This window comes from Amycolatopsis sp. NPDC004747 (assembly GCF_053601335.1).
Genome location: NZ_JBSGBQ010000036.1, coordinates 41,703 through 55,047, shown reverse-complemented (window position 1 = coordinate 55,047; position 13,345 = coordinate 41,703). Strand labels below are relative to the sequence as shown.

Below are 13,345 nucleotides of genomic sequence, written 5' to 3'. Positions count from 1 at the left end.
CTGATCAAGGAAGAAGTGGGACCACATGGCGAGCCGGGCCCGGGAACTCCTGGATCGATCACGCGTCCTGCTGGACCGTTCGCGCGTCGCCGCCGCGCAGTACCTCACCGCGCCGCCGAAGCACCCCGGGTACCAGCCACCCTCGGGGCCGGCGTTCGTGGAGCTGACCCGGCCGGAACCGCCCGCCGCCCCCGGTGGCGAAGGCGTGCTGGCCGAGATCTGCGCCAGCGTCGCCCTGCGCGACCTCAACCTCCTCGACCAGCTCCTCGCGCGGCTGGAGGAGCTGGAGGCGGGGGAGGAGGACCACCACCGCCTGGCCGAGCTCTACCAGCTCGACCACCTCGCCACCCGGCTGCGGCGCAACGCCGAGAACCTGCGCGTGCTCGCCGGGCAGGACACCGCGGGCGACGCCGCCCGCGCGACCTCGGTGCTCGACCTCATGCGCGAGGCGATGTCGTCGATCAACCACTACGCCCGGATCACCATCGGCCGCGTGGTCAACCTCGGCGTCGTCGGCTTCGCCGCGGAGGACCTGGGCCGGGTGCTCGCGGAGCTGTTCGACAACGCCGCCAACCAGTCCTCTCCTAGCTCGCCGGTGCACGTGAGCGCGCACCTGACCGAGCAGGGCAGCGTGCTCGTCCGGATCGAGGACGAGGGCATCGGGATCCCCGCCGACCGCATCGGGGACCTCAACGCGCGGCTGGCCGCGGGCGGCGACCTCGACGACGCCGCGGCGCGGCACATGGGGCTCGCCGTGGTCGCCCGCCTGGCCGCCCGGCACGGTGTCACCGTCCGGCTGGACCGGCGCAGCCCGCACGGCACGGTCGCCACCGTGCTGCTGCCCACCGGCGTCGTCACCGAGCTCGCCGAGCACGCCTGGTCCGGCACCCGGACCGTCACGGTCGAACCGGCCAAGACCGGCGGCGAACCGGCCACCGTCGGCGGGCTGCCGCGCCGCCGCGCCGGCACCTTCCCCCGGGAGACGCCGGAGCCGCTCGCGCCGCGCAAGCCCAGCCCGCGGCCCCGCCCGGTCGACGGCACCGTCGGCGGGACGACGGCGAACGGCCTGCCGCGCCGCGTGCCCGGCAGCATCCGCGGGGCCGCGCCGGAACCGCCACCGCCCCCGCCGCCACCGGCCGGGGACGCCGCCGCGGCCGGGCACGAGCGGCTGCTCGCCGACCTCGGCGCCTTCGCCGACGGCGAGCAGGCCGCGCTCGCGGAGAACCGCACCCGGCAGGACGAAACGCCCGGAGGAACCACCCGGTGAGCGCCCCCCAGTCGGCCACGGCGAACTTCGCCTGGCTGCTCGACGACTTCGTGCGCAAGGTCCACGGTGTCAGCCACGCGCTGATCATGAGCGTGGACGGCTTCCCGCTCACGGCCTCGGACTCGGTCGGCGAGGCCGAGGCCGAACAGCTCGCCGCGATCGCCAGCGGCCTGCTCTCGCTGGCCGGCAACAGCGCGGCGCTGTTCGGGAAGGGGTCCTGCGAGCAGATCATCATCCGGCTCACCCACGGCTACTTCCTGTTCATGGGCATCGGCTCCGGTGCCGGGCTCGCGGTGCTGACCTCGGCCGAGGCGGACATGAAGGTGGTCGCCTACGAAATGACCCAGTTCATCACCAACGCCGGCCACGCGCTCACCCCCGAGGTGCGCGCCGAACTGCGCCAGGTGCTGACCGCGCGCCGGCCCCGGGGTTGATGGACGTGCCCGACAAGGATGTGACCCCCGTGTCCGAGCCGGCCACCGCCCTGCCGCGCCGGAGCCGCCGGATCCGGGCGTACGCGCTCACCGGCGGCCGGACCGGCACGCGCCACCAGCTGCTGGTCGAGACGCTGATTTCGGTGCCGCAGTACGACCCGGCGCTGAGCGACACGCTCATGCCGGAGTCGCGCTCGCTCTACGAACGCGCCCGGGTGCGCTGCTCGGTCGCCGAGCTGTCGGTCGGGCTGGACCTGCCGCTGGGCGTGGTGCGGGTGCTGCTCGGCGACCTCGCCACCCAGGGTGCGGTGTTCGTGCACCCCACCGCGCACGCCTACCACCACGACACCAACGTGCTCGAGAGGATCCTTGATGGGCTCAAGCGGCTCCCCGCCTGAGGGCGATCTGCTGACGATCTCCGCGAAGATCGTCATCGCCGGGGGATTCGGTGTCGGCAAGACCACCTTCGTCGGTGCGGTGTCGGAAGTGCCGCCGATGAGCAACGAAGCGTGGATGACCGAGGCCGGCGAAGGCATCGACGACATCCCGCCCGGCGGCAAGTCGACCACGACCGTGGCGATGGACTTCGGCCGGATCACCCTGCGTCCCGACCTGCTGCTGTACCTGTTCGGCACGCCGGGGCAGGCGCGGTTCTGGTTCCTGTGGGACGACCTGAGCCGCGGCGCGCTCGGCGCGGTGGTGCTGGTCGACACCAGCCGGATCGACGAGTCGTTCGCGGCGATCAACTACTTCGAGAACGACTCGGAGCTGCCGTTCGTCGTGGCGGTCAACCAGTTCGAGGGCAAACCGGTGCACGACCTCGACGAGGTGCGCGACGCACTCGCCCTCGACCCGGCCGTCCCGCTGGTCACCTGCGACGCCCGTGACCGCGCTTCGACGATCGCCACCCTGACCGAACTGGTCGGCCACACGCTGTCGCTGGCGGTGCTCTCCGGTCCGGCGGGCCGCGAGCTCGCCGGCAGCGCCCCGCACGCCTGAGAAGGAGAACGAGCTCCATGCGCAAGGTCCTGGTCGTGGGCGCCGGGCAGTCCGGCCTGCAGCTGGCCCTCGGGCTGCAGGCGAAGGACTACGACGTCACCGTGATGTCCGCGCGGACGCCGGAGGAGATCCGGTCCGGGCGGGTGATGTCGACGCAGTGCATGTTCCACGACGCGCTGCAGCACGAGCGCGACCTCGGGATCAACCTCTGGGAAGCCGAAACCGTCAACGTCGAAGGGCTCGGCGTCTCGGTGGCCGCGCCGGACGGCGGCCGCGCGCTCGACTGGTTCGCCGAACTCGACCACCCCGCGCAGTCGGTGGACCAGCGGGTGAAGATGGCCGGCTGGCTGGAGCTGTTCGAGGACCGGGGCGGCAAGCTCGTCATCCACGGCGTGATGACGTCCGAACTGGACGCGCTGGCCAGGCTCTACGACCTGGTGATCATCTCGGCCGGCAAGGGCGAGCTGGTCCAGCTGTTCGACCGCGTGCCGGAGCGGTCGCCGTACACGCGGCCGATGCGGGCGCTTTCCCTGGTCTACGCCCACGGCGTTGGCCGCCGTCCCGAGCACCCGGACAAGGTGGGGGTGCGGTTCAACATCGTCCCCGGCGTCGGCGAGCTGTTCATGATCCCGGCGTACACGCTGAGCGGGAACTGCGACATCCTGTTCTTCGAAGGCGTGCCCGGCGGGCCGCTGGACTGCTTCGACGACCACCCGGGGCCCGACGAGCACTTCAAGCGCGTGCTCGACCTCATGCGGCAGTACGTGCCGTGGGAGTACGACCGCTGCCGCGAGGCCGAGCTGACCGACGGGAAGGCGACCCTCGCGGGCGGGTACACGCCGGTGGTCCGCCACCCGGTCGGCACCCTGCCCGGCGGGGCGATCGTGCTGGGCATGGCCGACGTCGTCGTGGCGAACGACCCGATCACCGGGCAGGGCTCGAACAACGCGAGCCACTGCGCGGCGACCTACCTCGACGCGATCGTCGAGCGCGGCGACCGGCCGTTCGACACGGCCTGGATGGAAGCGACGTTCGAGCGCTACTGGGAGTACGCCCGGCACGTGACCGAATGGACGAACGCGCTCCTCCTGCCGCCGCCCCCGCACGTGCTGCAGATCCTCGGGGTGGCCGGGCAGAACCCGGCCGTCGCGAAGCGGTTCGTCAACGGGTTCATGGACCCGTCCGACTTCCAGCACTGGTTCATGGACCCCGCACTTTGGGAGAAGTACCTGGCAGAGGTCTAGATCGCCGCCGCCGCGCACTGTCGCCGGGGGACGTTTCGGGCTACGGTTGTCACGTAGCGTGAACGCGACGGTGTGGCATATCGGAGGTACTGGCATGCGGGCGATGTGGAAGGGCTCGGTGTCCTTCGGGCTGGTCAGCATCCCGATCCAGATGTACGCGGCCACCGAGAACAAGAACGTCTCCCTGCGCCAGGTGCACGAGGCCGACGGCGGCCGCATCCAGTACAAGCGGTTCTGCACGATCGACGGCCAGGAAGTGCCGTACGCCGAGATCGCCAAGGGCTACGAGCTGCCCGACGGCGAGATGGTGGTGATCACCGACGCCGAGATGGCCGAGCTGCCGCTGTCCACCCAGCGCACGATCGACGTGCTGGAGTTCGTGCCGCTCGAGTCGATCGACCCGATCCAGTACGACCGGACCTACTACCTGGAGCCGCAGAAGAACGCGGTGAAGCCGTACGTCGTGCTGCGGGACGCACTGCACAAGTCGAGCCAGGTGGCCGTCGCGAAGGTCGCGGTCCGCCAGCGGGAGAGCATGGCGGTGCTGCGCGTGCACGCCGACGTGCTGGTGATGACGACGATGCTGTGGCCGGACGAGGTCCGCGAGCCCGACTTCCCGTTCCTGCGCGACGACCCGCCGCAGATCCGGCCGCAGGAGCTCACCATGGCCGGGTCGCTGATCGACTCGCTCGCCGAGCCGGTGTTCGAGCCGGAGAAGTACCACGACCACTACCGCGAGGCCCTCGAGGAGATGATCGAGGCCAAGGTCGCCGGCGACGAGACGACCAAGCCTGCGGCGGTCACCGCCAAGGCCGACGTCGTCGACCTGATGGCGGCGCTGCAGGCCAGTGTGGACGCCGCGAAGAAGTCGCGTCAGTCCTCTTCGGAGGCGGCCGCGGCGTCCGAGGCGTCCGGTTCGTCCGATGAGGACGCCGGACCGGCGAAGAAGAAGCCGGCCGCCCGGAAGCGGTCGCCGAAGTCCGCCTGAGCCGCTCGGACGGGTGGTTGTGCCGACACGCCGCCCGGCTGCCGCGCCCGCGTGCTCCCCGGTCCTACCTTGGGGGTGCACGTCGTCCACGAGCGCGGAAAGGCGGTGCGGACATGGAGTGTGCTTCCTGTGACGCCGGGATCGACCACTGCCACGGCACGCTGGTGGTGCACCCGGAAGGCGGGTTCGCCGAGTGCACCGATCCGGTCTGTGTGGACGGTGACCGCGTGCGCCACGCGCTGATCGTCGACTGCCAGGGCGTCGGCGGCGGGTGCGGCTGTGCCGCCGCGCCGCGCAAACCCCTGCTGCGCCGAGCTTCCTGAGCCTCCCGCCAGGATCCGCGGGGGCCTTCCGGCCGGGTGCCCGCCCGCCGGGGAGGCCTTCACGGCGTTCGGAGTTCGTCAAGATGGTCACACGATCGTGTATGCAGCTGTGTACAGCGGCTTGGCGATGTGCTAACACTAACGAGGTCCTTCGGCTCTCCCTCCCCCTCGGAGCCGGAGGACTCTTTCATGCCCGGGTGCGCGCACCCTGTTTTCCTCTGCACGCTCACGATTCACGGGACCGGGGAAGTGGTCGGTGCGTTTTTCACCGCGCAAAAAGGCCGAACGGCCTGGCGCGGCCGGCATTGCTGCCGGTGCGCCAGGCCGTGGCGGAGTCTCTCCGGAACCAGCCCCGTTGCCGGTGGTGGTGGGGAGAAAGCGGATCAGTACCAGTGCGCCCGGCCACCGATCCGGCGGCCCGTGCCGCCCAGGATGGCCAGTGCCACGCCGGCCACCGCGAGAATGATACCGATGGTGTACAGCACCGGGATGCCCACGATGAACCCGATGACGAGGAGAATCACACCGAGAATGATCACTTGACACGCTCCTTCGCATGAGACCCGGCCCGGCTCCGTGCCGTCCGGGCGAATGCGCTCTCGCCGGGAGAATGGCCAGTTTGCGGATAACCCAAACTACGGCGAATGGAGCAATCTGCGGATCAGTACCGATAGTGATCGAGCTTGTACGGACCATCGACGTCGACGCCGATGTACTCGGCCTGCTGCTTCGTGAGCTTGGTGAGCTTCACCCCGAGCGCGTCCAGGTGCAGGCGGGCGACCTTTTCGTCGAGGTGCTTCGGCAGCCGGTGGACGTCGGTGGCGTACTCGCCGGGCTTGGCGAACAGCTCGATCTGGGCGATCGCCTGGTTGGTGAACGAGTTCGACATCACGAACGACGGGTGGCCGGTCGCGTTGCCGAGGTTCATCAGGCGGCCCTCGGAGAGCACGATGATCGCGTGGCCGTCCGGGAACGTCCACTCGTGCACCTGCGGCTTGATCTCCTTCTTCACGATCCCGGGCAGCTTCGCCAGCCCGGCCATGTCGATCTCGTTGTCGAAGTGCCCGACGTTCGCGACGATCGCGTTGTGCTTCATCCGGCTCATCTGGGCGGCCGAGATGATGCCGAAGTTGCCGGTGGTGGTGATGAAGATGTCGCCGTGGGCCACCACGTCGTCGAGTTCGACGACGTCGAGCCCGTCCATCGCCGCCTGCAGCGCGCAGATCGGGTCGATCTCGGTGACCGCGACCCGGGCACCCTGCCCGCGCAGCGCCTCGACCGCGCCCTTGCCGACGTCGCCGTAACCGCAGACGACCACGCGCTTGCCGCCGATCATCACGTCGGTGGCCCGGTTCAGGCCGTCCACAAGGGAGTGCCGGATGCCGTACTTGTTGTCGAACTTGGACTTCGTCACCGAGTCGTTGACGTTCATCGCCGGGAAGAGCAGCTCGCCGTCTTTGGCGAGCTTGTAGAGCCGCTTGACGCCGTTGGTGGTCTCCTCGGTGACGCCGCGGATCTCCTTGGCCATGGCGGTGAACCGGCCGCCGTCGGCGGCCAGGCTCGCGCGCAGGGTGTCGAGGATGATCCGGTACTCCTCCGGGTCCTCTTCGGACGGCTGCGGCACGGCGCCTGCCGCCTCGAACTCGACTCCCTTGTGGACCAGGAGGGTGGCGTCACCGCCGTCGTCGAGGATCATGTTCGGGGCCTGCCCGCCGGGGAAGGCGAAGAGCCGGTCGGTGCACCACCAGTACTCTTCGAGCGTTTCGCCCTTCCACGCGAACACCGAGGTGCCCGCCGGGGCCTCGACGGTGCCGTCCGGGCCGACGACGACCGCGGCGGCGGCCTCGTCCTGGGTGGAGAAGATGTTGCAGGACACCCAGCGCACCTCGGCGCCGAGCGCCACGAGGGTCTCGATGAGCACGGCGGTCTGCACGGTCATGTGCAGCGACCCGGCGATGCGGGCGCCCTTCAGCGGCTGCGCGGCGGCGTATTCGCGGCGGATCGCCATCAGGCCGGGCATTTCGTGCTCGGCCAGCCGCAGCTGCGTGCGGCCGGCGTCGGCCAGGGTGAGGTCGGCCACGGCGAAGTCGAGGCCGTTTCGCGTCTGCAGTTTGTCATTCATTCTCGGTGCACTCCGGAGTTCGTCGACGAAACGTTCGGGAGGCAGCACGAAAGTCCTCGCGGACAACGAAAAGGACACCTCCCGCACGGGAGGCGCCCTTGGAGTCGTGGTCTCGGGCCGAGCGTGGCGGAAGGGAGTTCCGTCGCAGCGCCTCTCGGCCCGAAGCCAGGATGGCAAAGCCGCGGCGAGGCTGTCAAGCGAGCGATCGGGCCATGAGAACGTCGTCGACGTCGGTGCCGTCGATGCGGAATTCGGCCCGCAGCACGCCTTCCACGGCGAACCCGCAGCGCTCGTAGACCCGGCGCGCGCCGGTGTTGGGCCCGAGCACCCGCAGCGTCACCTTGCGCGCGCCGCGGCGGCCCGCTTCGGCGACGGCCGCCTCGACGAGCTGCCGCGCGATGCCGAGCCGCTGCCGGTCCGGGTCGACGGCGAGCCCGTCGATCACCGCCACGTGCCGGTGGGCGGGGATGTCGAACCCCTCGCCGAGGCGCACGTACCCGGCGACCACGGCGTCGTGCTCGGCGACGAGCACGTCCCCGGGCCGGGTGCCGCCGTCGAAGAAGGGCGTGCCCGGCGGTGGCGCCGGGGCGGGGGAGACGTCCGGGGTCCAGGTGCGTTCGTCGATCTTCGCGAGTGCGGCTTCGTCGTCCTCGCGGGCGGCCCGGATCGTGATCACCGGCTCAGTATCGCCCACGCCTCTTCGACGAGGCCGGCCATTTCCCGCGGGTCGCGGTTGCCCTCGGAGCTCAGGCCCTTCAGGGTCACGGTCAGGTCGGTGCCGGTGCGCTGGCAGGTCCGCACGGCGGACCGATCGGGGTCGGGTGCCGACCCGGCGCTGACCGGGTCGTGCTGCACCAGGCACTGCACGTCCCCGAAGCGCACGAGTTCGGTGCCCGGGGCGGCCAGGCCCAGCGCCTCGGCGTCCTCGTACGGCGCGATGAGCCCCGGCGAGGGCGCCCGGACCGCGAGCAGCTGGACCGTGCGCCGGAGCTGATCGTCCTGGTACTGCTGGACGACCGCGCCGGCGCCGCCGTAGGCCGCCGACACGCGGGCCGCGGTCTCCCGGTCGGCCTTCCCGACCCGGTCGATGAGCGCCTGCCCCCGGTCTTTGCCGATCTTCGCGATCGCGTCCTGGGCGCGGCCGAGCCCGCCGAGGCTCGCCGGCGCGGTCAGCGGCCGTCCGCTCGGGCCGGCGAGCAGGCTGAGCACCAGCCACGGCACACCGACCAGCAGCGCGCCGGCCAGGAGGCCGAGCAGGCCGGTGACCGCCGGCCGCGCGAGCGGTGAGGGGCGGCGCGGCGCCGGGTCCGCGCCGGCTGCCCGGGTGCGGGTTCGAGCGGGAAGTCCTGCCACGGGCCCGGCGGGGGATCGGCGGTCATCCCACCAGCGTGGCGCGGTCCGGAACGTCGCGAAACGGTAATTCCACCCCCGGCGTTCAGAGCAGGTGCGCGCGCCGCCAGATGCCCTCGGAGCGGCCGCCGATCAGACCCGCGTCGCGCAGGAACGGCACGATCTTCTCCGCCATCCACCGGCGCGTCTCGTGGAAGTGCGGGTTGGCCAGCGCCGCGGCGCGGCCTTCGCGGGGGTCGATCCCGACGCTGCGGTAGATCCGCGCGTCGACCATGCTGTCGATCACCCCGAACGCGACCAGCGCGGTCCGCACCCGGTGCCGCCGCAGCGCCGCCGTCGACAGCTTCGGCGTCTCCCGCAGCACCTCCTCCTTGGCGAAGCGGACGTGCCGGGCCTCCTCCACCACGTGGATCCGGTTGACCGAGCGGATCAGGGGCTGGATGCCGTCGTCGTCCATCATCGACCGCTGGAGCCGGTCGGTGGTCTCCTCGGCGACCAGCACGCTGGCGAACATCGACGGCCCGGCCGCGGTCGCGCCGAACACCTTGGCGGCGCGGTGGACCACCTTCGGGACGCCGTACCGCGGGACGCCCAGCCGCTGCGCGGTGCGGGCGAACATCACCGAGTGCCGCGTTTCGTCGCCGATCTCGGTCATCGCGTACTGCGCGTGCTCGGTGCGCGCGTCGAGGTCGAAGACGTACCGGGCGAGCAGCTGCATCAGGACGATCTCGAACCACAGCCCGACGCTCATGATGCTGGCGATCTCGTGCTTGGAGAGCTCGATCCGCTGCTCCGGCGTCAGCCTCGCCCAGAGGTCCGTGCCGTAGAGGGAGACGCGCTCGAGCGGCATGTACGCCTTGCCTTCGGCGAGCGGCGCGTCCCAGTCGATGTCGACGTACGGGTCGTAGGAGTTCTTCGCGGAGCTCTTGAGCAGGCGAGCCGCGGTGGCGTCCCGGTGCATGGGGGCCTCCACAAGTAGGGGGTACGCGATGTACTAGCTACTTCGGCGAGCGTACACGGCCCCGGCGTGCCTGAGTAGGCTTTCGCCGTGACCAAGGTCGACGGGCGGGCAACGCGCTGGGCGGGCCAGCAGGAACGGCGGCGGGCGGAGTTCGTCGACGCCGCGCTGGCCGCCATCGCCGAGCACGGCCCGGACGTCTCGACCGAGCAGATCGCCGAACGCGCCGGCGTCGCCCGCACCCGCCTCTACCGCCACTTCGACGACGCGGCCGACCTGCGGCGCGCGATCGCGCGGCGGGCGGCCGAGCTGGTGACGGCCGACCTGGCCCCGCTCTGGCACCCCGAGGGTTCGCCGAACGAGATGATCTCCACGGTGATCTCGACGCACCTGCGCTGGCTGACCGAGCACGCCCACCTGCACCGCTACCTGGCCCGCGGCACCCCGGACGGCCCGGACGTCCGCGGCGCGATCGCCCGTCACCTCAGCGGCCTGTTCACCGGCTACCTGACGGCGTTCGGCCTCGACCCGGCCCCGGCGGACACGATGGCGTTCGGCCTGGTCGGCTACGTCGAATCGGCGACCACCCGCTGGCTCGACCACCCGGGAACGCTCACCCTGCGGCAGCTGACGGCCCAGCTCACGGGCACGATCTGGGCGATGCTGGACCACACGCTGCGGGCGGGCGGAGTGCGGCTCGACCCGGACCGGCCGTTGCCGCTGCCCGAGGGCCTCTAGCCTTCGCACGGGAATTCGGCGCGTACGCCCCGCAGCCGCGCCGCGCGGGTGCGTTCCGGTCGCTCTTGGGTCCGGTGGAGTGGCTGGGCTGCGGCTTCATCGGCGGGAGAGCGGGCGGTGGTCGCCGACGCGGCGACGGCTGTTCGTCGCGGCCGTCCTGGTCCGCGCGAGGGATTTCGGCTCGTGCGCGGCTCGGCGGGGTTGCGCGAACGGCCGGTGGCCGCCCGTCTCCGTCGGCGTGGTGGCGGCCCTCGGTGCGCCTGCCCGGTTCAGGCGTCCTCGCGCGGGAATTCGGCGCGCACGCCGAGCAGCCGCACCGCGCGGGTCAGCTCGAACAGCCCGAGCACCTCCTGCGCCGCGCGGTCGAGCTCCGCGGCGTCCGAGGACGGCTCCGGGAGCGTGATGCTGTGCGTGTGGGTCAGGAACGGCACGAACCGCACCTTCACCGCCACCCGCGCCGCCGGGCGGCCCTCTTCGAGCACGTCCTGGGCGACCCTCTTCGCCAGCGCCGAGACCTCGGCCGCCATCTCCGCCGGGTCCGTCAGGTCGCGCTGGAACGTCGTCTCCCGGCTGCGTGACCGGGCCACCCAGGGGGTGGCGCTCACCTCGGCGTCGCTGATGCCGCCGCCGAGCAGCCGCAGCCACGGGCCCGTCTTCGGGCCGAACCGGGCCGCCAGCTCCGCCGGGTCGGCGCCCGCCAGGTCGAGGACCGTTTCGATCCCCAGCGAGGCGAGCTTCTTCGCCGTCTTGCCGCCGATGCCCCACAGCGCGTCGGTCGGGCGGGCCGCCATCACCGCCCACCAGTTCTCCTGCGTCAGCCGGTAGATCCCGCCCGGCTTGCCGAACCCGGTGGCGAGCTTGGCCCGCAGCTTGTTGTCGCCGATCCCGACCGCGCACGAAAGGCCCGTCTCGCGCGCCACCGCCTCCTTGATCGCCACGGCCAGCGCCTCGGGATCGCCGGTCTCCGCGCCGACGAAGGCTTCGTCCCAGCCCAGGACCTCGACCACCACCGGCAGCTCCCGCACCGCGGCCATCACGCGGGCCGACACCTCGAGGTAGGCGTCCGGGTCACTGGGCAGGAAGACGGCCTCCGGGCAGCGCTTCGCGGCGATCCGCAGCGGCATGCCGGACTGGACGCCGAACTCGCGGGCTTCGTACGAAGCCGTCGCGACGACGGCGCGCTCGGTGGGGTCGCCGTTGCCGCCGACCACGACGGGCTTGCCGCGCAGCTCGGGGTGGCGGGCGATCTCGACCGCGGCGATGAACTGGTCGAGGTCGACGTGCAGGACCCACTTCACGCCGCAAGTCTGCCTTAAATCCGGTGCCTCGCCACGTGGGTCCAGACGGTGCCGGTGAGCGCGATGATCCCGCAGAGCGTCACGCCCGGATCGGGCAGCACCAGGCCCAGGACCAGCAGCGTCACGGCGGTGATGTCGAAGACGATCAGGACCGCGCTGCGGAGCGCGCGCGACTTCGGCCGTCGGCCGTCGCGCAGCGCGGCCGCCAGTGCCGGATCACTGAGCTCGAGACTGCGCTCGATCTTCTCGAGCTCGGTGCGGTCGTGATGACTGAGCATCGGGCCTCCTTCGGCGCCGAACCCGCCGTATCGCCGTAGCGAATACCCAATCGTCCTCCTCGCTAACCGCCGAATGCCTTCCGATTTCGTGCTTTTCTCTGGGCCGACCGGGTGATCCGCGCTCCGTGATCGGCTTCGGCCACGTTAAGTTGCCTCGAGAACGTGGCCGGTCACGGCCGGACGGTGGGTGGGGGCGGCCACGCGGCCACGTCCTGCCTTCGCGCCGGTGGCCGGTCGGGCCCTTCAAGCAGCGGAGGACATCGATGACCCTGCCCACTGAACCGATCGGCAGCATCCCCCGGCCCGCCTACCTCGTCGAAGGCCTCGGCGAGTTCGCGGCCGGCCGGATCGACGCCGCCGCGCTGGCCGAGCTGGAGAGCCGGGCGCTGGCCGACACGATCCGCCGGTTCGAAGAGACCGGCTCAACCGTGCTGACCGACGGGGAACAGGGCAAGCCGAGCTTCGTGACCTACCCGCTGGCCGGACTGGAAGCGCTGGCGCCCGACGGCGCCGTCATCCCGTTCGCCGACGGGCACACCCGGCAGCTGCCGCGGCTCACCGCGGGTCCCTTCCGCTACGCGACCAACGCCGCTTCGTACCTGACGCGCGCGAAAACGCTTACCGACCGGCCCGTCAAGCAGGCGGTGATCGCCGCGTCCGTCCTGTCGCTGATCTACCCGGCCGACGGCATCGAGGGGTACTCGCGGGAGCAGTTCGTCGCCGACCTGGTGAACGAGGCGGAGGCGGACATCCGCGGCAGCCTCGAGGCGGGCGCGGACAGCGTCCAGATCGACTTCACCGAGGGGCGGCTTTCGCTGAAGCTGGACCCGTCCGGCGGGCTGCTGCGGCAGTTCATCGAGCTCAACAACGCCGTGCTCGACCGGTTCACCGCCGAGGAGCGCGCGAAGATCGGCGTCCACACCTGCCCGGGTGGCGACCAGGACTCCGCGCACAGCCTCGACGTCGACTACGCGGGCCTGCTGCCGGCGCTGTTCGACCTCAGGGCCGGGCGGTTCTTCGTCCAGCTGGCCAGCGAAGCCGATCCGGAGCGGGCGCTGCGGGTGATCGCCGAGAACCTGAAGGCCGACCAGCGGGTGTTCGTCGGGGTCACCGACCCGATCGACCCGCGGGTGGAGACCGCGGAGGAGGTCCGGGACCGGGTGCTGACCGCGGCGAAGTACCTGCCGGCCGAGCGGCTCGGCACCTGCGACGACTGCGGGTTCTCGCCGTTCGCCGACGACACGTCGACCTCGCGCGACATCGCGTTCGCGAAGATCGCGGCCCGGGTCGAGGGCACGCGGCTGGCGGCGGAGAAACTCGGCTGACCCGCCGGCGGCGTGGGCCCG

16 protein-coding genes and 1 riboswitch are annotated in these 13,345 nt (G+C 71.5%); of the genes, 9 read left to right on the top strand and 7 right to left on the bottom strand.

The annotated features are described in order from the left end of the window. Positions 1-25 precede the first annotated feature (25 nt). The 7 genes from ACWEGE_RS39005 to ACWEGE_RS38975 all read left to right on the top strand — a co-directional run bounded on the left by ACWEGE_RS39005 (position 26) and on the right by ACWEGE_RS38975 (position 5,255). The gene (locus tag ACWEGE_RS39005; protein WP_449665506.1) at positions 26-1,267 is read left to right on the top strand and encodes a sensor histidine kinase; all 1,242 of its coding nucleotides are present in this window, start codon (positions 26-28) and stop codon (positions 1,265-1,267) included. Further along, the gene (locus ACWEGE_RS39000) at positions 1,264-1,701 is read left to right on the top strand and encodes a roadblock/LC7 domain-containing protein (RefSeq protein ID WP_449665505.1); all 438 of its coding nucleotides are present in this window, start codon (positions 1,264-1,266) and stop codon (positions 1,699-1,701) included. Before ACWEGE_RS39005 ends, ACWEGE_RS39000 begins: the two co-directional genes overlap by 4 nt. Then, a complete protein-coding gene (locus ACWEGE_RS38995) occupies positions 1,701-2,099 on the top strand; it encodes a DUF742 domain-containing protein (protein ID WP_449665504.1) in 399 nt (132 codons plus the stop codon). The genes ACWEGE_RS39000 and ACWEGE_RS38995 overlap by 1 nt, the downstream gene beginning before the upstream one ends. Continuing rightward, positions 2,074-2,700 (top strand): GTP-binding protein, encoded by a 627-nt coding sequence (locus tag ACWEGE_RS38990; protein WP_449665503.1) that lies wholly within the window; start codon positions 2,074-2,076, stop codon positions 2,698-2,700. The genes ACWEGE_RS38995 and ACWEGE_RS38990 overlap by 26 nt, the downstream gene beginning before the upstream one ends. Positions 2,701-2,717: 17 nt before the next feature. Next, positions 2,718-3,944, top strand: a complete 1,227-nt coding sequence (locus ACWEGE_RS38985; protein ID WP_449665502.1) for a styrene monooxygenase/indole monooxygenase family protein — start codon at positions 2,718-2,720, stop codon at positions 3,942-3,944. A 94-nt stretch (positions 3,945-4,038) separates the two neighbouring features. Beyond that, complete coding sequence (gene ku / locus ACWEGE_RS38980; protein ID WP_449665501.1) at positions 4,039-4,932, top strand: non-homologous end joining protein Ku; 894 nt, start codon at positions 4,039-4,041, stop codon at positions 4,930-4,932. Between the two features lie 113 nt (positions 4,933-5,045). Further along, entirely contained in the window at positions 5,046-5,255 is a 210-nt protein-coding gene (locus tag ACWEGE_RS38975) for a hypothetical protein (protein ID WP_449665500.1), read from the top strand. 383 nt (positions 5,256-5,638) lie between these two features. On the opposite strand, the gene ACWEGE_RS38970 is transcribed toward ACWEGE_RS38975, so the two are convergent. The 5 genes from ACWEGE_RS38970 to ACWEGE_RS38950 form a co-directional block, all read right to left on the bottom strand. Beyond that, positions 5,639-5,794: a hypothetical protein gene (locus tag ACWEGE_RS38970; RefSeq protein WP_004559113.1), complete on the bottom strand. Its 156-nt coding sequence runs from the start codon at positions 5,792-5,794 to the stop codon at positions 5,639-5,641. 122 nt (positions 5,795-5,916) lie between these two features. Further along, positions 5,917-7,377: an adenosylhomocysteinase gene (ahcY, locus tag ACWEGE_RS38965; protein WP_449665499.1), complete on the bottom strand. Its 1,461-nt coding sequence runs from the start codon at positions 7,375-7,377 to the stop codon at positions 5,917-5,919. 83 nt (positions 7,378-7,460) lie between these two features. Further along, positions 7,461-7,539: riboswitch (S-adenosyl-L-homocysteine riboswitch) on the bottom strand. Positions 7,540-7,570: 31 nt separating this feature from the next. Beyond that, positions 7,571-8,053, bottom strand: coding sequence for an N-acetyltransferase family protein (locus ACWEGE_RS38960; RefSeq protein WP_449665498.1), 483 nt, complete (start codon positions 8,051-8,053; stop codon positions 7,571-7,573). Continuing rightward, entirely contained in the window at positions 8,050-8,730 is a 681-nt protein-coding gene (locus ACWEGE_RS38955) for a hypothetical protein (RefSeq protein WP_449665497.1), read from the bottom strand. The genes ACWEGE_RS38960 and ACWEGE_RS38955 overlap by 4 nt, the downstream gene beginning before the upstream one ends. A gap of 82 nt (positions 8,731-8,812) precedes the next feature. Further along, on the bottom strand, positions 8,813-9,688 hold the full coding sequence (locus ACWEGE_RS38950) for an AurF N-oxygenase family protein (RefSeq protein WP_449665496.1): 876 nt from the start codon (positions 9,686-9,688) through the stop codon (positions 8,813-8,815). An 87-nt stretch (positions 9,689-9,775) separates the two neighbouring features. Between ACWEGE_RS38950 and ACWEGE_RS38945 the strand changes: the two genes are divergently transcribed. Then, positions 9,776-10,423: a TetR/AcrR family transcriptional regulator gene (locus ACWEGE_RS38945; protein ID WP_449665495.1), complete on the top strand. Its 648-nt coding sequence runs from the start codon at positions 9,776-9,778 to the stop codon at positions 10,421-10,423. 269 nt (positions 10,424-10,692) lie between these two features. Here the strand turns inward: ACWEGE_RS38945 and ACWEGE_RS38940 are convergent, their stop codons facing one another. Next, entirely contained in the window at positions 10,693-11,721 is a 1,029-nt protein-coding gene (locus ACWEGE_RS38940; protein ID WP_449665494.1) for a DNA polymerase IV, read from the bottom strand. A 14-nt stretch (positions 11,722-11,735) separates the two neighbouring features. Then, on the bottom strand, positions 11,736-11,999 hold the full coding sequence (locus ACWEGE_RS38935) for a DUF3040 domain-containing protein (RefSeq protein ID WP_449665493.1): 264 nt from the start codon (positions 11,997-11,999) through the stop codon (positions 11,736-11,738). 263 nt (positions 12,000-12,262) lie between these two features. Here ACWEGE_RS38935 and ACWEGE_RS38930 point away from each other — a divergent pair, with 263 nt between their 5' ends. Next, on the top strand, positions 12,263-13,324 hold the full coding sequence (locus tag ACWEGE_RS38930) for a cobalamin-independent methionine synthase II family protein (protein WP_449665492.1): 1,062 nt from the start codon (positions 12,263-12,265) through the stop codon (positions 13,322-13,324). The last annotated feature ends 21 nt before the right edge of the window (positions 13,325-13,345 follow it).

What these genes read in the sequence shown, in the direction of transcription:
- ACWEGE_RS39005 (WP_449665506.1), top strand. Translation starts at nt 26, where the DNA reads ATGGCGAGCCGGGCCCGGGAACTCCTGGATCGATCACGCGTCCTGCTG.
- ACWEGE_RS38995 (WP_449665504.1), top strand. Translation starts at nt 1,701, where the DNA reads ATGGACGTGCCCGACAAGGATGTGACCCCCGTGTCCGAGCCGGCCACC.
- ACWEGE_RS38990 (WP_449665503.1), top strand. Translation starts at nt 2,074, where the DNA reads ATGGGCTCAAGCGGCTCCCCGCCTGAGGGCGATCTGCTGACGATCTCC.
- ACWEGE_RS38985 (WP_449665502.1), top strand. Translation starts at nt 2,718, where the DNA reads ATGCGCAAGGTCCTGGTCGTGGGCGCCGGGCAGTCCGGCCTGCAGCTG.
- ku (WP_449665501.1), top strand. Translation starts at nt 4,039, where the DNA reads ATGCGGGCGATGTGGAAGGGCTCGGTGTCCTTCGGGCTGGTCAGCATC.
- ACWEGE_RS38975 (WP_449665500.1), top strand. Translation starts at nt 5,046, where the DNA reads ATGGAGTGTGCTTCCTGTGACGCCGGGATCGACCACTGCCACGGCACG.
- ahcY (WP_449665499.1), bottom strand. Translation starts at nt 7,377, where the DNA reads ATGAATGACAAACTGCAGACGCGAAACGGCCTCGACTTCGCCGTGGCC.
- ACWEGE_RS38950 (WP_449665496.1), bottom strand. Translation starts at nt 9,688, where the DNA reads ATGCACCGGGACGCCACCGCGGCTCGCCTGCTCAAGAGCTCCGCGAAG.
- ACWEGE_RS38935 (WP_449665493.1), bottom strand. Translation starts at nt 11,999, where the DNA reads ATGCTCAGTCATCACGACCGCACCGAGCTCGAGAAGATCGAGCGCAGT.
- ACWEGE_RS38930 (WP_449665492.1), top strand. Translation starts at nt 12,263, where the DNA reads ATGACCCTGCCCACTGAACCGATCGGCAGCATCCCCCGGCCCGCCTAC.